Annotated in this window: 17 protein-coding genes; 12 read left to right on the plus strand and 5 right to left on the minus strand. The window is 66.1% G+C overall.

Annotation, left to right across the window (positions count from 1 at the left end):
* Positions 1-9: 9 nt before the first annotated feature.
* From IB258_RS27385 to mpl, 5 genes are all read right to left on the minus strand, one after another.
* Positions 10-2,496 (minus strand): extracellular solute-binding protein, encoded by a 2,487-nt coding sequence (locus IB258_RS27385; protein ID WP_119450717.1) that lies wholly within the window; start codon positions 2,494-2,496, stop codon positions 10-12.
* Positions 2,483-3,154, minus strand: coding sequence for a response regulator transcription factor (locus tag IB258_RS27390; RefSeq protein WP_192353465.1), 672 nt, complete (start codon positions 3,152-3,154; stop codon positions 2,483-2,485). Before IB258_RS27390 ends, IB258_RS27385 begins: the two co-directional genes overlap by 14 nt.
* A 1,045-nt stretch (positions 3,155-4,199) precedes the next feature.
* Positions 4,200-6,104: a ribonuclease catalytic domain-containing protein gene (locus IB258_RS27395; protein ID WP_054458317.1), complete on the minus strand. Its 1,905-nt coding sequence runs from the start codon at positions 6,102-6,104 to the stop codon at positions 4,200-4,202.
* 72 nt (positions 6,105-6,176) lie between these two features.
* Complete coding sequence (locus IB258_RS27400; RefSeq protein ID WP_054458319.1) at positions 6,177-6,779, minus strand: YqiA/YcfP family alpha/beta fold hydrolase; 603 nt, start codon at positions 6,777-6,779, stop codon at positions 6,177-6,179.
* 29 nt (positions 6,780-6,808) lie between these two features.
* Positions 6,809-8,179, minus strand: coding sequence for a UDP-N-acetylmuramate:L-alanyl-gamma-D-glutamyl-meso-diaminopimelate ligase (gene mpl, locus IB258_RS27405; RefSeq protein ID WP_192353466.1), 1,371 nt, complete (start codon positions 8,177-8,179; stop codon positions 6,809-6,811).
* A gap of 94 nt (positions 8,180-8,273) precedes the next feature.
* Here mpl and IB258_RS27410 point away from each other — a divergent pair, with 94 nt between their 5' ends.
* The 12 genes from IB258_RS27410 to IB258_RS27465 all read left to right on the plus strand — a co-directional run bounded on the left by IB258_RS27410 (position 8,274) and on the right by IB258_RS27465 (position 18,457).
* A complete protein-coding gene (locus IB258_RS27410) occupies positions 8,274-8,807 on the plus strand; it encodes a TlpA disulfide reductase family protein (RefSeq protein ID WP_054458322.1) in 534 nt (177 codons plus the stop codon).
* Between the two features lie 89 nt (positions 8,808-8,896).
* Positions 8,897-9,331, plus strand: a complete 435-nt coding sequence (gene aroQ, locus IB258_RS27415) for a type II 3-dehydroquinate dehydratase (protein WP_013391376.1) — start codon at positions 8,897-8,899, stop codon at positions 9,329-9,331.
* Positions 9,332-9,418: 87 nt separating this feature from the next.
* Positions 9,419-9,877: an acetyl-CoA carboxylase biotin carboxyl carrier protein gene (gene accB / locus IB258_RS27420; RefSeq protein ID WP_054458324.1), complete on the plus strand. Its 459-nt coding sequence runs from the start codon at positions 9,419-9,421 to the stop codon at positions 9,875-9,877.
* A gap of 9 nt (positions 9,878-9,886) precedes the next feature.
* A complete protein-coding gene (accC, locus tag IB258_RS27425; RefSeq protein ID WP_054458326.1) occupies positions 9,887-11,233 on the plus strand; it encodes an acetyl-CoA carboxylase biotin carboxylase subunit in 1,347 nt (448 codons plus the stop codon).
* A gap of 103 nt (positions 11,234-11,336) precedes the next feature.
* A complete protein-coding gene (gene prmA / locus IB258_RS27430) occupies positions 11,337-12,266 on the plus strand; it encodes a 50S ribosomal protein L11 methyltransferase (protein ID WP_125471977.1) in 930 nt (309 codons plus the stop codon).
* A gap of 24 nt (positions 12,267-12,290) precedes the next feature.
* The gene (locus tag IB258_RS27435) at positions 12,291-13,643 is read left to right on the plus strand and encodes a DUF3426 domain-containing protein (protein ID WP_192353467.1); all 1,353 of its coding nucleotides are present in this window, start codon (positions 12,291-12,293) and stop codon (positions 13,641-13,643) included.
* 12 nt (positions 13,644-13,655) lie between these two features.
* A complete protein-coding gene (locus IB258_RS27440; protein WP_054458332.1) occupies positions 13,656-14,597 on the plus strand; it encodes a carbohydrate kinase family protein in 942 nt (313 codons plus the stop codon).
* Between the two features lie 195 nt (positions 14,598-14,792).
* Entirely contained in the window at positions 14,793-15,296 is a 504-nt protein-coding gene (locus IB258_RS27445; RefSeq protein WP_013391382.1) for a glycine zipper 2TM domain-containing protein, read from the plus strand.
* A gap of 415 nt (positions 15,297-15,711) precedes the next feature.
* A complete protein-coding gene (locus IB258_RS27450; RefSeq protein ID WP_006226661.1) occupies positions 15,712-15,951 on the plus strand; it encodes an acyl carrier protein in 240 nt (79 codons plus the stop codon).
* Positions 15,929-17,116, plus strand: coding sequence for a D-alanyl-lipoteichoic acid biosynthesis protein DltD (locus IB258_RS27455; protein ID WP_054458333.1), 1,188 nt, complete (start codon positions 15,929-15,931; stop codon positions 17,114-17,116). Before IB258_RS27450 ends, IB258_RS27455 begins: the two co-directional genes overlap by 23 nt.
* Positions 17,113-17,322, plus strand: coding sequence for a hypothetical protein (locus IB258_RS27460; RefSeq protein WP_054458336.1), 210 nt, complete (start codon positions 17,113-17,115; stop codon positions 17,320-17,322). Before IB258_RS27455 ends, IB258_RS27460 begins: the two co-directional genes overlap by 4 nt.
* Positions 17,323-17,329: 7 nt before the next feature.
* Positions 17,330-18,457 carry an MBOAT family O-acyltransferase gene (locus IB258_RS27465; RefSeq protein ID WP_054458338.1) on the plus strand — a complete coding sequence of 376 codons (1,128 nt, stop codon included), beginning with the start codon at positions 17,330-17,332 and terminating at the stop codon, positions 18,455-18,457.
* The last annotated feature ends 2 nt before the right edge of the window (positions 18,458-18,459 follow it).

Below are 18,459 nucleotides of genomic sequence, written 5' to 3' on the forward strand. Positions count from 1 at the left end.
GTTCGATCCTTACGGCCGCGCGGGCGTGTCCGTCACCAGCCGGATCCAGTTCTGCACGAAGCGCGAATGGCGGCGCTGGTCCAGGCCGACCAGCAGGGCCGGGCTCAGCACCACCGGCTGCACGATGCCCTGGGAACGCGCCAGCACCGCTTCGGAGGTCCAGCGGCCAGGCGTGTCTTCCATGATGGAGCCCAGCGCCGCATGGCTGGACGCCACCTGTTGTCCGGCCGGCGACAGCAGCCAGTCCACCAGCGCCCGGCCCAGCTCAGGGCTGGGTGCGGTGCGCGCGATCAGCACCGAGCGCGCCAGCACCAGCACGTAATCCTGCGGAAAGACCACGCCGATGGGCGCGCCCGCGGCCTGCCGCGACAGCGCGTAGGAGCCGAGGATGTTGTAGCCGATGTCGATCTGGTCGTTCTCGATGGCGTCCAGGATCTCGGCGCTGGTGGCCGACAGGCGCACGCCGGCCTGGCCCATGGCGTTGGCCAGGCCCCAGAAGTTCGACGACACCAGCTCGTCCTGCTCGGCCAGCAGATAGCCCACGCTGCTGGCTGCGATGTCATAGGTGCCGATGCGGCCGCGCAGCTTCGCGGCGTCGCGTTCCAGCAGGCGCAACAGGTCCTGGCGCGAGCGCGGCACGGTGGCTTCGGTATAGCGCTTGGGGTTGTAGACGATGACGGCCGGCTCGAAGGTGAAGCCATAGACCTCGTGGCGCCAGATGGCCCAGGAGGGCAGCTTGGCGGCGTAGGGCGAGGAATAGCTCAGCGCATAGCCGTCGTTGGCCAGCCGGATCTGCAGGTCGGAGGCCGAACTCATCAGCACGTCCACGTCCTTCAACTGCCCGGCGACGGCCGCTTCGTAGAGCTCGCGGCTGCCCATCTCGCGGTACACCACGGTGACGTCCGGCCGTTGCGACTGGAAGCCCTGGATCAGCGGCGCGACCACCGGCGTGTCCGTGGGTCCGGCGATGGTCAGGACCCGGGACGTGGGCTGCGGCGCGGGGTAGCGGGTGACGACTTCCGCGATGTCGGCGGCGCGTACCTCGGCGGGGGCCGAGCCCAGCAGCAGGCCCGCCATGCACAGCGCGCCCAGGCAGGCGGCTGCTGCGCGCCCCGGCGCGGAACGCGCCAGCGGCAGGATCACGCGCGCCGTCAGGCCGCCGCCCGGACGGTCCTGCAGCCAGAGCGAACCGCCGTGGGCGGCCGCCACCGAGCGCACGATGGAAAGCCCCAATCCCGACCCGGGCTGCGTTTCGCCGGCGCGGCCGCGGGTGAAGCGCTGCTGCACGGCGTCCTTTTCATCGTCGGCCACGCCCGGCCCGCGGTCCGACACGGTGAGCGCCACGCGAAAACCCGCCACGGGCGTGGCCTGGATGTCCACGGGGCCGTCGGGCGCATAGCGCAGGGCGTTGTCCACCAGGTTGCGCAGCATTTCGCGCAAGGCGACCCGGTCGCCGGCGATGCGGGCGCGGCGGACCTCGGGCGCGATCTCTATGCGCAGGCGCTGCGCTTCCAGCGGGCCGATGCGGCGGCGCGTTTCGTTGACGGTCTCGGCTACGCCCACCAGCGTGCGCGATCCCTTGCCCAGGCGGTGCGTGATGGTGGCATCCATCAGCAGCTGATTGATCAACTGGCTGGCATGGGTGGCGTTCAGATGGATGCGTTCGAGGCGCGCGTGCAGCCTTTGCTGATCGGTTTCTTCCAGGGCGACTTCGGCTTGGGCGCGCAGCGAGGCCAGCGGCGTACGGACCTGGTGGGCGGCATCCGCCACCAGGGTGTTGAGCGTGCCCATGACGCCGGACAAGCGCTGCATGAAGGCGTTCAGCGCTTCGACCAGCCGTCGCACTTCTTGCGGCACAGGCGTCACCAGCGGCGCCAGGTCGTCGGGCGCGCGGCTGCGCAATTCGCGCTCCACCACGGCCAGCGGCGCGAAGGCCCGTTGCACCCCGAACCACAGCAGGCCCAGCGCCACCAGGGACACCACTACCAGCGGCAGTGCGGTGCGCCCCAGGATCTCGTCGGCCAACGCCTCGCGCGAGCCCAGCGTCTCGGCCACTCGCACCGTCACCCAACCCGCATGCTGGCTGGCGGACACCAGCCGGCCTACGGTGGCGACGCGCACGGGTTCGTCGTGATAGCGCAGATAGGCGAACACCGGCGTGGCCGACTGCGCCAGCGGCATGCCGGGCGCCAGGTCGTCGTAGCCGGTGATGAGGCGGCCGTTCGAGGTGCGGGCCTCGTAGAACACGCGCTCGCCGCCGGACAGCATGGCCAATGAGGACACCGGCGGTTCGACGGTGACGTTGTTGTCTTCGATCTGCACCGAGCCGGCGATGGTCAGCGCCGACGCCGCCAGCAGCCGGTCAAACGCCTGTTCCGCCGCGCGCTGCGCGTAGCCGCGCAGGAAGAACACCAGCCCGATCAGCGCGCAGGCCAGCAGCAGCACGCCCAGCGCGAAGACACGGCGGCGGATGGAAAAGTTTTCAGGGTTCTTCATGGCTGCGGGCCTGATAGCCGACGCCGCGCACGGTGACGATATCGATCGAGGCGCCCGTCAGCTTCTTGCGCAGCCGCGATATCAGCAGCTCCAGCGCATTGAGCGTGCCGTCGTCCAGGTCGAAGAGCTGGTTCATCAGCCGTTCCTTGGCGACGGTCTGGCCCAGCTTGCCGAGCAGGATCTCCAGCAGACGAAATTCGCGCCGGCCCAGCTCCAGCGGCGCGCCGGCCACGCTGACATCGCGGTTGGCAAGGTCCAGGCTGAGATTGCCATAGACGGTGACGCTGCTGGTCTGGCCGGCGGGGCGGCGCATCAGCGCGCGCAGCCGGGCTTCGAGTTCGCGCAGGTCGAAGGGTTTGACCAGATAGTCGTCGGCGCCCAGGTCCAGCATGTCGATCTTGTCTTCGATTTCGGAACGCGCGGTCATGACGAGCACAGGGGCTTCCAGACCGGCGGCGCGCAGTTCCCGGATGACGGTGAAACCATCTTTGCCGGGCAGGTTGATGTCCAGCACCAGGGCATCCCAGGTCTCGCCCAGGCCCCAACGCAACGCCGCCACGCCGTCGCGTACCCATTGCACGCTATGGCCGGCGAAACGCAGCTTGCTTTCCACGGCATCGCCGAGATCGAGATTGTCCTCGACCAGCAAAATGCGCATGTGTTGTCTCCGTGTCTTTTGTGGCTTTCGGGGGAGTGTAAAGGGCTGGGATGGTTCTGTGGGTTTGGGGTTTGGTGCTTGCGGTGGTGGTAGGTTCTTAAGGCGCCTGTCGCGTCGGCGGCCTGCGGGGCGCGGGGCAACGATTGCGGTCCGGAGCGTTCGCTCCGGACTTGCCTCGGCGGCCCCCCCCTTCGTCATCTTCGTCCAGGCCTTCGGCCTTCCCTTCAGATTCCCTCGGGCTTATCGACGCCCCGCGCCCCGCAGGCCGCCGACGCGACAGGCTCTGTCAGTTGAATCTTCACGGGCGCTTGGGGCGGTCGGTGTGCTTGGCGTCCTTGCCACGGCTAGTGGGTTGGGGCGTGTCTTGCGGGGCCCGCCCCAGGCCGGCCGCGCGGGCGGCCTTTTGGGGCTTACGCGGCGTCTTGCGTCGCGCGATGGCGCTGCGCGCTGGTGGAGGGGGGCGTTCTCGTGGTGACACGCATGGCAAGTGAGAACCGGGTCCGGGTTTGGTAGGGGGCTGTATCGGGACGATGGCCACGCGCTCGCGTCGGCCCGTAATCGTCACTTCAACGCGGATGCCGGATGGGTGGCGCGCGTCCGGATCTGCATGCGCAAGCGGCTGTCCGTCGCGCGCCACCCATCACCACCATCCCCCAAGAGCTGGAGACCAATAGCAAACCATTCGTCGCATACGCGCAAGCGAACACAATCGAAATTCAGAAAATCACGTATGTCATTCACGGCCGCCCGCGCGGCCGAGAATGACGGGCAGCACAAGAATCGCCCCTGACCACGGCTCTAGCAGCGCATGAGTCCAAGACGCACGTAGCCCGTCAGCGCGGGCGCCTGAGGGGTGGGCAACCTCGATGCGCCCGAGGGAATCTGAAGGGAAGGCCGAAGGCCTGGACGAAGATGACGAAGGGGCAGTCCGGAGCGAAGGCTCCGGACCGCAATCGTGGGCGCCCACCCCTCAGGCGCCCGCGCCGACGGGCGGCCTACGAAGAAATCGCAGCGCATCGCCCAAAGACGCCGGAGCAAAAGAAACCTACTCCTGCCCACCCACAGCCGGACTGATCTCTCCGATATACCGGCAATCCAGCTCCAGAGACAACTCATCCATCCCCAGAATATCAATCTCCACCGCAGTCCCCCGCTCCAGCTCCGGCATTCCCCCCACCCGAGTCACCAGCGGCGCATTCGCGAACCGCACCAGATCCTCGCGCAGCACGTGCGCCACCGTGCGGGTCACGTTGTGCTGCTTCAGCCAGCGCAGGCACCAGTAGCGTTCCATCGCGCTCTGGAACTCCGCCCAGGCCGCGTATTGCGCATCGAAGGCGCCGATAATGGCGAACAGGTCCGCGTCGCGCGGCTTGAAAGGGGCGACCAGGCGGGCGGACACGCCGTGCTCGACCGCAGCGATCAACTGCCACTGGTTCACCAGGTCCACATAGCGGCGCAGCGGTGAAGTGCTCCAGGCGTACTGCGGCACGCCGATGGCCTCGTGCGGCAGGGCCTGGGTGCTCATGCGCACGCGGCCAGCCTGTTGCGAGCGGTAGATGCCCGGCACGCCATGCTGGTGCAGCAGGCCGCCCCAGAGGTTGTTCGCCAGGATCATGTATTCCGCCACCATGCGGTCCAGCGGCGCGTTGCGCTGGCGCGGCACCAGGCGTACCGGCGTGTCGGGATCGTCGGGGTTGCCGTCCAGGTAGAAGCTGTACTCTACCCGCGAATTGTTCTCAGGCTTGCCGCGCACGTTCTCGCGCTGCGCCGACAGGGCCTGGGCCAGCTTCCAGAGCGGACGCAGCCAGTGGCCGTAGGGCAGGTCGGCCGACGGATCGGACAGGCTGGCTTCCGTGACCTGGGCGTCCAGCATGTTGTGGCGCAGATTCTCGCGCACCACGATACGTTCCAGGCGGGTTTCCGATTCGATGATTTCGCCGGTTTCCGGATCGGCCACCACGTACAGGGACAGCGCCGGCACTTCGCGGCCGGCGTCCAGCGAAAACGCCTGGATGATGCTGTCCGGCTGCATGGGGATCTTGTCGCCCGGCATGTAGACGGTGGACAGGCGCGCGCGCGCCAGCTTGTCGAAATCGCTGTCGCGGGTCACGGTAATGCCCGGGGCCGCCACGTGCACGCCGACGCGCAGGCGGCCGTCGGGCAAGGTGGAGACGGACAGCGCATCGTCGATTTCCGTGGTCGTGACGTCGTCCACCGAATAGATTTCGGCGTCGGACAACGGCAGCTCGCGGTCGATGGCAGGCAGTTCCAGGTCCGGGAACGCCAGTCCGCGCGGGAAATTCACCGCCAGGAAGCGGCGCTTGTGCAGCGCCAGCGCATGCGGCCAGGCGCCCAGTTCCAGCAGCAGGCGGTCGGGGCTCTTGCCCAGCTTGGCGCAGGCGGCGTCCAGCGCCTTCCATTGCTGCGAATTCTTGTCCGGGCGGATCAGCAGCGACTCCGCGGCCTGGGCGATGGGCTCGGGCAGGCGTCCGGCAGCCATTTCATCCACCCATTCCTGCTGCTGCTCGGCCTGGCGCTGCTTTTTCTCCAGCGCGGCCAGGGCGGCGGCCAGAATGTCCGGCGGGGCGGGGCGGTAGCGGCCCTTGCCGCGACGGTGGAAGTACGCCGGCGCGCCGTGCAGGCGCATCAGCAGCGCGGCCTGTTCCACCGGCGTGGGCGCGTGGCCGAAGTAGTCGGCGGCCAGCGCGGGGGAGTCGAATTCATCCTGCGGCGCGCATTCCCACAGGAATTGCAGGTCCAACGTTTCGGCGGTCGCGGCCGCCTGGCTCATCAGCGCGGCCGGTTCGGGCGCGGCGAAGTTGAACAAGGTGTTGGCGCGCTTGATCTTGCTGCGCTTGCCGGATTCCGATTCCACCTGCAGGCTGGCGTCGGTCTCGGACAGGATATTGCCGGCCTTGAAGCTGCCGTCGTCTTCGTAAAACACATACATGGTGGGGATCGTCCTGGGCGGCGCGCACGCGCCGCCTTGCGCTGCTTATAGAGTGTAGAAGTCTGATACTGATTATTGGGGGCGAACCTGCTTGTCGCCAAGGGCGAATTCAAGCACTTCGGGCATCCAGTCCGCAAAATCGGACAAACCGTGGTCGCTGCCTTGCACGATGCGCTGGCGGCAGCCCGCGTAGCGGTCGCGCATCTCGCGCCAATCCAGCACCTCGTCGCCGGTGGCCGCTACCAGGAGGTAGCGGTCGGGCTGGGAGATGCGGGGGACATGGATGGCGGCCAGTTCGTCCACGTATTCGGGCAGGAAGACGAACGGCGCGTCGGAATGATACATGCGGTGCTCGCCGATCTGGGTGGCGAGGTCGCGGGCGGCCTCGACCGCCGGATTCAGCAGCACCGCCTTGCAGCCCAGCTGTTCGGCCAGCCAGGTGGCATAGAAGCCGCCCAGCGACGAGCCGATGATGGTCAGCGCACGGGGCGAGTCCGCGCCTGCCAGCTGGCGCCGGGCGATGTCCAACGCCTGCGCGACGGCTTCGCGCGGGCTGGCGGGCAGTTGCGGGCAGGCCCAGGCCGCCGACAGGCCGCGTTCGGCCATGGCGTCGGCCATCATCCGGGCCTTGAAGGAGGTCGGCGAGGAACGGAAACCGTGCAGATAAAGAATCATGGCTCGCCTTTGCGGTGTCTTTGCCGGAATCAGCCGCGCGCCTGCAAGGCGTCCAGCAGCTTGCCGTGCACGCCGCCGAAGCCGCCGTTGCTCATGACCAGCACCTGGTCCCCCGGACGCGCCGCGCCCGCCACGGCGGCGACCAGCGCGCCGATGTCATCGTAGCTGGAAGCGCGGTCGCCCAGGGGCGCCAGCACTTCGGCCGGATTCCAGCCCAGGGCGTGCTTGCCGCAATGGGCGCCGAAGCAGAACACCAGATCGGCGTCGGCCAGGGCCCCGGGCAGGCGGGCGGCCATGGTGCCCAGTTTCATGGTGTTGGAGCGCGGTTCCAGCACGGCCAGGATACGGGCCGGCCCGACCTGGCGGCGCAGGCCTTCCAGGGTGGTGGCGATGGCGGTGGGATGATGCGCGAAATCGTCGTAGACCTTGATGCCGTTGACCGTGCCGCGCAGTTCCATGCGGCGCTTCACCCCCGCGAAGCGACTCAGGGCCTCGATGCCCTGGGCTGCCGGCACGCCCACGTGTTCGGCGGCGGCCAGAGCCGCCAGCGCGTTCATGCGGTTGTGCTCGCCCGTCAGGTTCCAGCGCACGGTGCCGGCAGTCACGCCGCCGCGCAGCACGCTGAATGCGCCCTCGGCATCCGGAGCCGTCGCCTGCCAGGCACCATCGGCGCCGAACGTGACGGTTTCGGACCAGCATCCGCGCGCAATCACGCGGTCCAGCGCCGCGCAGTGGGCCGGGCGCACGATGCGGCCCGATCCAGGGATGGTGCGCACCAGATGATGGAACTGGGTCTCGATCGCTGCCAGATCGGGGAAGATGTCGGCGTGATCGTATTCAAGATTGTTCAGGATGGCCGTGCGCGGACGGTAGTGCACGAACTTCGAGCGCTTGTCGAAGAAGGCGGTGTCGTACTCGTCCGCCTCGATCACGAAGGGGCGGCGCGACGGATCGAAGCGCGCGGACACGTGCAGGTCCTGTGCTACGCCGCCGATCAGGAAATTGGGCGCGAGCCCCGCGGCTTCCAGCACCCAGGCCAGCATCGAGCTGGTGGTGGTCTTGCCGTGGGTGCCCGCCACCGCCAGCACGTGCTGGCCGGGCAGGATGTTGTCGCCCAGCCATTGCGGGCCGGACACGTAGCGCGCGCCCGAATCCAGGATGGCCTCCATCAAAGGATTGCCGCGGCTGACCACGTTGCCGATCACGAAGAGATCGGGCTTGAGCGCCAGCTGTTCGGCGCCGAAGCCTTCGATCAGCTCGATGCCTTGTTCGGACAGTTGCGTGCTCATGGGCGGGTACACGCCCGCATCGCAACCAGTGACCTTGTGGCCGGCGGCGCGCGCGATCAGCGCCAGACCGCCCATGAACGTACCGCAGATGCCAAGAATATGCAGGTGCATTGAAAACTCTCCTGTCCTGCATTGTATATATATAGAGTGGCGGCCAGCCGCGGCCCGCGCGGCGCAAACCTGCGGCAGCGGTTATGATCGCGCCATGAATCGACGCCTACTTCTTTCCGCCGGCGTGGCCATAGCCGCCACGGTTGCGGGCGGCTACACCCTGATGGGCCGCAAGACCTCGACGCCCTCGGCCGCAGCCGATGCCGGCGATCCCGTCGCCGCCCTGATGCAGATGCCGCTGCCCGACCTGAACGGGGCGTCCCATACGCTGGCGGGCTGGAAAGGCCAGCCCATCGTGGTCAATTTCTGGGCAACCTGGTGCGCGCCGTGCGTCCGAGAAATGCCCGAACTCGACGTTTTGCAGAAAAAGTACCCGCATGTACGATTTGTCGGCATTGGTGTCGATTCGGCTGCGAATATGCAAAAATTTGTCGAGAAAGTACAGGTTTCCTACCCCTTGTGGGTGATAGGGGCCGGCGCCATCGATACATTGCGTAAGCTGGGAAATCCCAGCGGCGGCCTGCCTTTTACTATTGTTTTCAATGCAGATGGCGGAATTAACCGGAAGATATTGGGTGAAATCCAGCCCGACGACCTGGATCGCACCCTATCTGGTTTAAAGGCGTAAGTCTGTTGGACAAATAGTAGGAATTGGCGTAAAAAGCTGGTTTATCGGCTGTTTTGCCAACAATTGGCAAACCACTCATTGGCAAGCGCATGGCGCAAAACATACTGGTATTGCATGGCCCGAACCTGAACCTGCTCGGCACCCGAGAACCTCACATCTACGGCAGCCTTACGCTGCAACAGATCAACGAGGGACTTGAGCTGCTCGCAGGCGAACTGGGCGCCACGCTGACAGCGTGGCAAGGCAATCACGAAGGCGCGCTGGTTGACCGCATCCAGGCGGCCCGGCAAGACGGCACCGACTTCATCATCATCAACGCGGCGGCATATACGCACACCAGCGTCGCAATTCGCGATGCGCTGGCTGGGGTCGCGATCCCATTTATTGAAGTACATTTGTCCAATCTGTATAAGCGAGAGCCCTTCAGGCATCACTCTTATCTGTCCGACTTGGCGGTAGGCCTCATCAGCGGCCTCGGCGCGGATGGCTACGAGGCGGCTCTGCGTTACGCAGTGCGGCACTGATCTCGCACCAAACCACAGCATTTACATCTTATACGGCGCGGACCCGACGCTGGGACGTCGCCGACACTATCTCGGGAAGCAGCTTCTATGGACCTCCGAAAACTCAAAACCCTGATCGACCTGGTGGCTGAATCGGGCATCGCCGAGCTGGAAATCACCGAAGGCGAAGGCAAGGTGAGGATCGTCAAGTTCTCGCAGACCTTGCAACCGGTCGCCTACCACCACCCCGAAGCCGGCGTGCCGGCGGCGCCGGTGGCCCAGGCCGTCGCTCCGGCCGCGCCCGCCGCCGCCGAAGCTGCGCCGGTGATCCAGGGCCATGTCGTGAAGGCTCCGATGGTCGGCACGTTCTATCGCGCGCCGAACCCGGGCGCCGCGCCGTTCATCGACGTCGGCGCCACCGTCAAGGAAGGCGATCCGCTGTGCATCATTGAAGCCATGAAGCTGCTCAATGAAATCGAAGCCGACAAGTCCGGCGTCATCAAAGAAATCCTGGTCGAAAACGGCGAGCCCGTCGAGTACGGTCAACCCCTGTTCGTCATTGGCTGATAGCTGAAAATGTTCGAAAAAATCCTGATCGCCAATCGGGGCGAAATCGCCCTGCGCATTCAGCGCGCTTGCCGCGAGCTGGGCATCAAGACCGTGGTGGTGCACTCCGAAGCCGACCGCGAAGCCAAGTACGTGCGCCTGGCCGATGAATCGGTGTGCATCGGGCCCGCGCCGTCGCGTGAAAGCTACCTGAACATGCCGGCCATCATTTCGGCGGCCGAAGTCACGGATTCCGAGGCAATCCACCCGGGTTACGGGTTCTTGTCCGAAAATGCCGACTTCGCCGATCGCGTCGAAAAGAGTGGCTTCGTCTTCATCGGTCCGCGTCCCGACACCATCCGCCTGATGGGCGACAAGGTCAGCGCCAAGCGCGCCATGATCGAAGCCGGCGTGCCGGTGGTGCCGGGTTCGGAAGGCGCTTTGCCCGACGATCCGCAGGAAATCGTCCGCATTGCGCGCGAAGTCGGGTATCCGGTCATCATCAAGGCGGCAGGCGGCGGCGGTGGCCGCGGCATGCGCGTGGTGTACACCGAGGCTGCGCTGCTGAACGCCGTCACCATGACGCGTTCCGAAGCGGGCGCCGCGTTCAACAACCCCGAAGTCTATATGGAGAAGTTCCTGGAGAATCCGCGCCACGTGGAAATCCAGGTGCTTGCCGACGGCGGCCGCAACGCGGTCTGGCTGGGCGAGCGCGACTGCTCCATGCAGCGCCGTCACCAGAAGGTCATCGAGGAAGCGCCGGCGCCCGGCATCGCGCGCCGCCTGATCGAGCGCATCGGCGACCGTTGCGCCGATGCCTGCCGCAAGATGGGCTACCGCGGCGCGGGCACGTTCGAGTTCCTGTATGAAAACGGCGAGTTCTATTTCATTGAAATGAACACCCGCATCCAGGTCGAACACCCGGTTACCGAGCTGATCACCGGCGTGGACCTGGTCCAGCAGCAGATCCTGATCGCCGCCGGCGAAAAGTTCACGCTGCGCCAGCGCGACATCACCTTCAAGGGCCACGCGATCGAATGCCGCATCAACGCGGAAGATCCGTTCCGCTTCGTACCCAGCCCCGGCCGCATCACCAACTGGCACACGCCGGGCGGCCCGGGCGTGCGTATCGATTCGCATGCGTTCAACGGTTATTTCGTGCCGCCGAACTACGACTCGATGATCGCCAAGGTCATCACCTACGGCGACACGCGCGACCAGGCACTGGCCCGCATGCGCACCGCGCTGTCGGAAATGGTGGTGGAAGGCATTTCCACCAACATCCCGCTGCATCGCGAAATGCTGCAGGACGCCCGCTTCATCGAAGGCGGCACCAGCATCCATTACCTGGAACACAAGTTGGCTCAGCGTCCCTGACCGCGATCCGGGGGCTTTCCGCTCCCGGGCCGCTCCTGTTTTGTTTTACGGTCAACGGGCCGCGGCGCAAGCCGCGGCCCGTTGACCAGATGGAAGAATCATCATGCGTGAACTCGTGCTCCATTGCCTGGAGGCGCAGGCCGAAGCCCTCTCGGATGCCCTGCTGGAAGCAGGCGTGCTGTCGGTATCCGTCGAAGATGCCGACCTGGGCACCGACGACGAGCGTCCCTTGTTCGGCGAACCGGGCACCGAGCCCGACGTGCAGGCCTGGGACCGCAACCGCGTCGTCGCCCTGCTGCCCGACGGAGCCGATCCCGCGCAGATCATGGAAGAAGCCGCCGCAGCGGGCGAACTCGATCCCGCCGTGTTCGAGGGCTGGAGCCTGCGTGACGTGCCCGACGCCGACTGGGTGCGCCTGACACAGTCGCAGTTCGGCCCCATCCATATCGCCGAACGCCTGTGGATCGTGCCCAGCTGGCACCGCGACAATCCCGATGTGCCGGCCTTCGAGCCGGACGCCGCCACCCAGGAAGGCGCAATCCACATCGAGCTGGATCCGGGCCTGGCCTTCGGCACCGGCAGCCATCCCACGACGCATCTGTGCCTGGCCTGGCTGGAAGCCGAGTTGCCGGCCGGCGCCACGCTGCTGGACTACGGCTGCGGCTCGGGCATCCTGGCGATCGCCGCGCGCAAGCTGGGCGCGGGTCCGACTCAGGCGGTGGATATCGACGCCCAGGCAGTGCAGAGCACCATCTTCAATGCCGAGGTCAACCACGTCGAGCTGCAGGCCATGCTGCCCGACGGGCTGGCGGATGGCACGTTCGAAGTGGTGGTCGCCAACATCCTGTCCAACCCCCTGAAGGTGCTGGCGCCCATGCTGGCCGGACGCGTCGCCGCGGGCGGCCATCTGGTCTTGTCCGGCGTGCTGGAACGGCAGGCCGAGGAAGTGGCCGCCGCCTACGCGCCCTGGATCGCCATGTCGGTCTGGCGCGCGCGCGACGGCTGGGTGTGCTTGCACGGCCAGAAGGCCTGAGCGCTGCCACCGCTGGATCGCGCCATGGCCCTGACCACCCGTTGCCCGCAGTGCGGCACCACCTTCAAGGTGGTGCCTGACCAGCTGCGGGTCCGTAATGGCCTGGTGCGCTGCGGCGCCTGCTCGACCGTGTTTGACGGGCGCGCCTGCCTGCTGCCGGCCGCGGGCGCGGCGCCGCAATCCGTGCCGCCGGCCGCACCGCCGATGCCGGTGACGCCCGCCGCCAGCCAGGCCGCACCAGTCTTGGCGACGCCCGTTGCGCCGCAGGTGCCGGTTGCCCCCATTGCGCCTCTGCCTCCCGCCGCACCGCCGCCGGAGCGTCCCGCGCCCGCGGTGGATTTTTCACAGATCGCGCCCTGGGACGACGAGCCCGAACCGCCGCGCGCACCCGTGGCGGCGCCCTACAGTCCGCCCGCGGTGCCGCCTGCCGTGCTGCGCGGCCGCGACGATATCCGCCGGCGCGCCGAACCGATCCCAGGCGAGGAAGATGCAAGGCGTCATGAATCGGACGACCTGGCCGACGACGACGTAGGCGATGACGAGGATCCGCTGCGCTGGACTGCGCCCGCGGCTTCGAGGGCGGGGCATCATGCCGACACGGCCGTGCGCGGCCAGCATGCGGAGCCGTCCTTCACCATAGGCCGCGCTCGCGCCGACGTGCGTGACGAAGCGCGCGACGACGAATATGACAACGAGTACGCCGACGAGCATCGCGACGACGACCCCGACGATTACCGGGAACACTACCGCGACGATCACGGCCCCGATCGCGAAGACGCTGGCGAGCCCGTGCTGGGCGACACCCGCACGCGTTATTCCAGCGCCACCGACGTGGGCCGCGCGCCGCCCGAATTCCTCGACCAGGACCGCGAGGAGCGGCAAGGCCTGCTGCGCAAGCTATGGGGCTACGCCTGCCTGATCGGCCTGATCGCGCTGGGCCTGCAACTGGCATACGTGTACCGCACCGATATCGCCAATTCCGTGCCCATTCTGCGGCCGGCGCTGGAGATGGCGTGCCAGCCGCTGGGCTGCACCGTGGGGTACGCGCGTCGCCTGGAACTCATACACATCACTTCCTCGTCGCTGCAGCCGCCGACCGGCGCGGCAGCGATCGATGACGGCCGCAGCCGCCTGGTGCTGACGGTGGTGATGCGCAACCGTCACGACAAGCCGCAGCACTGGCCCGCCCTGATGCTGGACCTGAACGACCTGTCGGACACGGTGGTGGTGCGCCGCGCGCTCAAGCCCGAAGATTATCTGACGCCCGAGCAACTGCGCGGTCCTTTCGCGCCTCAGGGCGAATTGAAGATTTCCGTGCCGATTGAAGTGACTGGCGTCCAGGTCAATGGCTTTCAAATCAATAAATTCTTTCCTTAAGGGATGACTCGCATGGCTACCCCAGTTCTGGTTTGCGGTTCGATGGCGTTCGACACCATCGCGGTGTTTGAAGGACGTTTCAAGGAACACATTCTGGCCGACCGCATCCAGTCGCTGAGCGTGTCGTTCCTGGTGCCCAGCATGCGCAAGGAATACGGCGGCTGCTCGGGCAACATCGCCTACAACATGAACCTCCTGGGCGGCAAGCCAGTGCCTGTCGCGACCGTGGGTGAAGACGCGGGCGAGTACATGGAGCGCATGGCTGGCCTGGGCATCGACGTCAGCCGCGTGAAGGTGATTCCGGAAACGTTCACCGCGCAGTGCTTCATCACCACCGATCTGGACGACAACCAGATCACTGCCTTCCACCCGGGCGCCATGTCGCACGCGGCGGAAAATGATCTGAGCGACGCCGACGCGGCCTGGGCCATCGTTGCGCCCGACGCCAAGGAAGGCATGTTCGCCCATGCCGAGCGCCTGCATAAGCGCGGCATTCCGTTCATTTTCGACCTGGGCCAGGCCATGCCGCTGTTCGACGGGGCGGACCTGGAGCGCATGCTCAAGCTGGCGCAGGCGCTGACGGTGAACGACTATGAAGCCGGCGTGGTGGAACAGCGCACGGGCCGCAGCATGGACGACATCGCCCGCAGCTTGCAGGCCGTGGTGGTGACGCGCGGCGCGGAAGGCGCCACGTTGCTGACCGAAGGCAAGACCATCCAGATTCCGCCGGTGCGCGCGGCCCAGGTGGTCGACCCGACCGGCTGCGGCGACGCGCAGCGCGGCGGCCTGCTTTACGGCCTGACCAGCGGCTGGAACTGGGAAGACAGCTGCCGTCTGGGCAACGTCATGGGCGCCATCAAGATCGCTTCGCGCGGCCCGCAAAACCATGCGCCATCGCGCGCCGAGATCGACGCCGTGCTGCACGCGACCTACGGTATTCATCTGCCGCTCTAAACCCCTCGGGAACCCTGCAGTTGCGCTGCGGTCGAAGCGTTGGCGAGGGTTGAAGACGCCGTGTTCCGGCGTCTTTTGCGGCTGTGTTTTTCAGCTTCTGGCGGTGCGTTTCAGTGTGTTGCAGCATCGCTGGCCCCAATTCGGGGCCAGGGTATGATGAGTACATCGTCGGCAACGGCCGATCGAGGAGTCCAAATGAATCAAAGCAAAACTTTTTCCCTGGTGACGCCGCGCGCGGGGCGCTGGCTGGCGATCGCCGCCGTCGTGACCTCGATGGCGGTCCTGGGCGGCTGCGCCAACCGCAGCGCGTCCAGCGGCGTCTACAGCTATGACCAGGCGCAGCGCGAGCAGATCGTCCGTACCGGCACGGTCACCGGCGTGCGTCCTATCGTGATCCAGAACGACAAGTCCAGCGGCGTCGGCATGGTGGCCGGCGGCGCGCTGGGCGGCGTGGCGGGTAACGCCATCGGCGGCGGCACCGGCCGCACCATCGCCACTGTGGGCGGTGTCATCCTGGGCGCGCTGGCGGGTAACGCCATCGAGAACCAGACCGGCAAGAATTCCGGCTACGAAATCACCGTGCGCCTGGACAACGGCGAAACCCGCGTGGTTGCGCAGGAAGCCGATGTGCCCATCAGCGTGGGACAGCGCGTGCAGGTGATCAGCGGCTCCGGCCCGACCCGCGTTACGCCGATGTAATGACCAGTCCAGCGCCGCTTGCGGCGCGGCCACGCAAAAGCCCCCGTCAGGGGGCTTTTTTATTGCCGGTGCATGGGGCGAAAAGGGGGGCAAGGCGGCAAAAGCTGGATAAGCGTAAAAATCTGTCGCTCGGCCGCAACGCGGCGCCCAGGGACTTACCCGCGAACGTTACGTTTGCCAGCGTTTTCTCGCGATTTCCTCCAAAAGCGTCATGGCGATTTGACGAACGTGGTGCCATGATTGCGCCTGCGATCGACGTCGCATTGCGAAAATCATGTAACTGAGTGCATCGGAACGTCGATTGCCGGGGGGCTGGATATTCAGCCTGGTTTCAGCAGTTTCTCTGTAATCTCGTCGTCCTGAATCCCGGGGCGGGGGATTGTTGGCCGATCAGGCCTGTAACGCCGCACTATCTATGCATACCGAGCAAGAACTCCACACCAAGATCGGCGAGATCGTCGAGTCGATCGTCATGAAGAAAGTCACCCCCGATACGCAGTTGATTGCCACAGGCCTGGTCGATTCGCTCGCCGCCGTGGACATCACGCTGGCGGTCGAGTCGGAGTACGGCTGCAGCATTCCGGCTCCCGAGATCGCGGAGCACCTACAGTCGGTCCGCACGCTTGCCGGCTATGTCGCTGCCCATACTTCGTAATACCCGGCTGTTGTCTCACGTCGCGGCAGCCGCGACGGCGGTGGCTCTGGCGGTGGGTACGTATTGCGGCGCGGACGATCTGCTCAGCCGCGTCGTGAATCCCATGTCGGCGCCCTCGGCCGCGGGCTCCGCCAAGAGCAACTACCTGCCCAACCTGGGGCCGGACTGGGGTACGCAGCACGTCAACCTGAACCGCCTGGGCAACGCCCTGAGCGATGGCACGCTGGTCGTACTCGGCTCGTCCGAACTGTCCAGCCACGACTTGCGCTTCGTGCCTTACCGCTTCTTCCCCGAAGAGCTGAAAGTGCCGACGCTGGCCTATGGCCACGCCATGTTCCAGTCCTATGGCATCGTCAGCGTGCTGGAGTCGGTGGCGGATTCGCTCACGCCCAATACACGGTTGGTGATCATGCTGTCGCCGGCCTGGTTTGCCTCGGGCGGGCAGTTGCCGCGCAGCGCGTTCGCGGAGCACGTCACGGGACCGGTCTGGGACCGGCTCTGGGACCAGCCCAACACGCGCGAACAGATGCAGAACTGGATCAGCGACAACGCCAATTGGGGCCTGCTGTGGCTCATCGCCAATGGCCAGGTTGCCGAGCTGAAGGACAAGCTGGCGCTGTGGTGGCATGCGCGCAAGGAACCTGCACCCGATCGTCCGCGCACCAAGCTATCCGTGCCGGCGCACCGCTACGTGTCGTGGCCGTCGGCCGCACGCCTGGACCAGGGCCAGTGGGGCCGGCTGACGCATCAGGCGCGCGTGGTCGAACAGGACCTGGGCGGCCATAACCCCTACGACGTGCGCGACGATTACTACAAGCAGTACCTGGCGGCGCTGTATTCGCCAGCCCGCAACGAGTTCGCCGACATCGATCCGATCACCCGCACGGAACTCGGCGACCTGTCGCGCGTGATGGCCTTGCTGCAGAAGCGCAAGGTCCACGCCTACTTCGTCATCCAGCCCTTCAATCCCAAGCTCATCCTGGACGTGGAACGCTTCGACCCGGTGGTGGCCGCCATCACGGGCATGTGCGAGCGCTACCAGATGGGCTGCCTGGATCTCTACAGCATCCCCTTTGAACCGGGCATGCTGCGCGACGACATGCACCTCGCCGAACTTGGCTGGGCCATGGCCGATCAAGGCATTGCGGAGTACTTTTCCCGATGAGCAAGATTCTTCCCGCGGCCGCGCCCGAGGCCGGCCGCGCTGTTGAAGGGCAGGAAACCCGCAAGGCGGCCGTCGCCTGGGGCCGCCGATTTCTCTGGCACCTATGCCTGTATATCGGCGTGATCCTGGTGTTCGTGCTGCAGGCGCAGCCCACCACGGGCAGCGGCGGGCCGATCAAGGTCGAATTCCAATACCAACAGTTCTGAGCCCGCCATGGAATTGTTCGCAAGCTTGAGCTTTTTCGGCGGCGCCTTGTGCGGCGGCCTGGGCCTGTTGGCCTACCGTTCCTTTGGCATGCCGTTCCGTATCGGCTACCGCCACATCATCGGCGTGATCTGCCTGGGCGTGTGGATGGCGGTGTTCTGGGCGCGCCCGTATCAACCCATCGCCTTGCTGGCCATTTCCGGCACCGCGCTGTGGGCGGTGCGGCGCAACTACATCCCCACCTGGCTGGCCGTGATCATCACCATGACGCCGCTGCTGCTGGTGAAGACGGGCGTGTCGCACCTGGGCGCCATGCTGGGGCTGTCCTTCGCCACGTTCCGCGCCATCGACGTGCTGCTGTTCGCGCAGCGCAACGAACGCGTGTCGCCGCTGGACTACTTCATCTACCTGTTTTTCCCGCTGACGTTGCTGGCCGGTCCCATGTACCGCTGGCGTAATTTCCAGGCGGACCTGAAGCGCGGCTACGAAGGCGTGAACCTGAACACCTGGCTCAGCGGCCTGGAGCTCATCATGCTGGGCGTAATCCAGAAGTTCGGCGTGGCCGAACTGATCTGGCGCTACGGCCTTGCGACGCTGGACGCGCATGACTATTCGTTCACTGGCGTGGCGCTCAACGCTACGCTCTACAGCGCCTATCTGTTCTTCGACTTCGCCGGCTATTCCACCATGGCGATCGGTATCGGCATGCTGTTCGGATTCACGTTGCCGATCAACTTCCGCAATCCGCTGGCCACACTGAACCCGCAGGATTTCTGGCGCCGCTGGCACATCAGCCTGTCGGAGTGGTTGCGCGACGTGGTGTTCATGCCCATCTACAAGGCGCTGAGCAAGACCAAGTTCTTTGGACGCCACCGCATGGCGGCGCAGAACATCGGCATCTTCGCGACCTTGCTGGCCATGGGCGTCTGGAATGGCCTGTCGCTGCACTACATCGTCAGCGGCCTGATGTTCGGTGCGTACTCGGTGGGCCACAACCTGCTGATCAACGCGGCGCGCACCCGCCCCGCCTTGCAGGCTGCGCTGGCGCAGCCCGTCATGCGCTTTCTCGGGCGCGTGCTCACCCTGATTCTTGCTGCGCTGGCGCTGTACGTGTTCAGCGGCCGCAGTCCCATCTGACG

Origin of the sequence: Achromobacter sp. ACM02, from assembly GCF_014851605.1 — a bacterium.
In the GTDB taxonomy this organism is placed as follows: Bacteria; Pseudomonadota; Gammaproteobacteria; order Burkholderiales; family Burkholderiaceae_B; genus Achromobacter; species Achromobacter aegrifaciens.

Coding starts and splice junctions, on each gene's coding strand:
- IB258_RS27400 (WP_054458319.1), bottom strand. CDS start 6,779: ATGATTCTTTATCTGCACGGTTTCCGTTCCTCGCCGACCTCCTTCAAG.
- mpl (WP_192353466.1), bottom strand. CDS start 8,179: ATGCACCTGCATATTCTTGGCATCTGCGGTACGTTCATGGGCGGTCTG.
- IB258_RS27460 (WP_054458336.1), top strand. CDS start 17,113: ATGAGCAAGATTCTTCCCGCGGCCGCGCCCGAGGCCGGCCGCGCTGTT.
- IB258_RS27455 (WP_054458333.1), top strand. CDS start 15,929: ATGTCGCTGCCCATACTTCGTAATACCCGGCTGTTGTCTCACGTCGCG.
- IB258_RS27385 (WP_119450717.1), bottom strand. CDS start 2,496: ATGAAGAACCCTGAAAACTTTTCCATCCGCCGCCGTGTCTTCGCGCTG.
- IB258_RS27395 (WP_054458317.1), bottom strand. CDS start 6,104: ATGTATGTGTTTTACGAAGACGACGGCAGCTTCAAGGCCGGCAATATC.
- IB258_RS27390 (WP_192353465.1), bottom strand. CDS start 3,154: ATGCGCATTTTGCTGGTCGAGGACAATCTCGATCTCGGCGATGCCGTG.
- prmA (WP_125471977.1), top strand. CDS start 11,337: ATGCGTGAACTCGTGCTCCATTGCCTGGAGGCGCAGGCCGAAGCCCTC.
- IB258_RS27440 (WP_054458332.1), top strand. CDS start 13,656: ATGGCTACCCCAGTTCTGGTTTGCGGTTCGATGGCGTTCGACACCATC.
- accC (WP_054458326.1), top strand. CDS start 9,887: ATGTTCGAAAAAATCCTGATCGCCAATCGGGGCGAAATCGCCCTGCGC.
- IB258_RS27450 (WP_006226661.1), top strand. CDS start 15,712: ATGCATACCGAGCAAGAACTCCACACCAAGATCGGCGAGATCGTCGAG.
- aroQ (WP_013391376.1), top strand. CDS start 8,897: ATGGCGCAAAACATACTGGTATTGCATGGCCCGAACCTGAACCTGCTC.
- IB258_RS27410 (WP_054458322.1), top strand. CDS start 8,274: ATGAATCGACGCCTACTTCTTTCCGCCGGCGTGGCCATAGCCGCCACG.
- accB (WP_054458324.1), top strand. CDS start 9,419: ATGGACCTCCGAAAACTCAAAACCCTGATCGACCTGGTGGCTGAATCG.
- IB258_RS27445 (WP_013391382.1), top strand. CDS start 14,793: ATGAATCAAAGCAAAACTTTTTCCCTGGTGACGCCGCGCGCGGGGCGC.
- IB258_RS27435 (WP_192353467.1), top strand. CDS start 12,291: ATGGCCCTGACCACCCGTTGCCCGCAGTGCGGCACCACCTTCAAGGTG.
- IB258_RS27465 (WP_054458338.1), top strand. CDS start 17,330: ATGGAATTGTTCGCAAGCTTGAGCTTTTTCGGCGGCGCCTTGTGCGGC.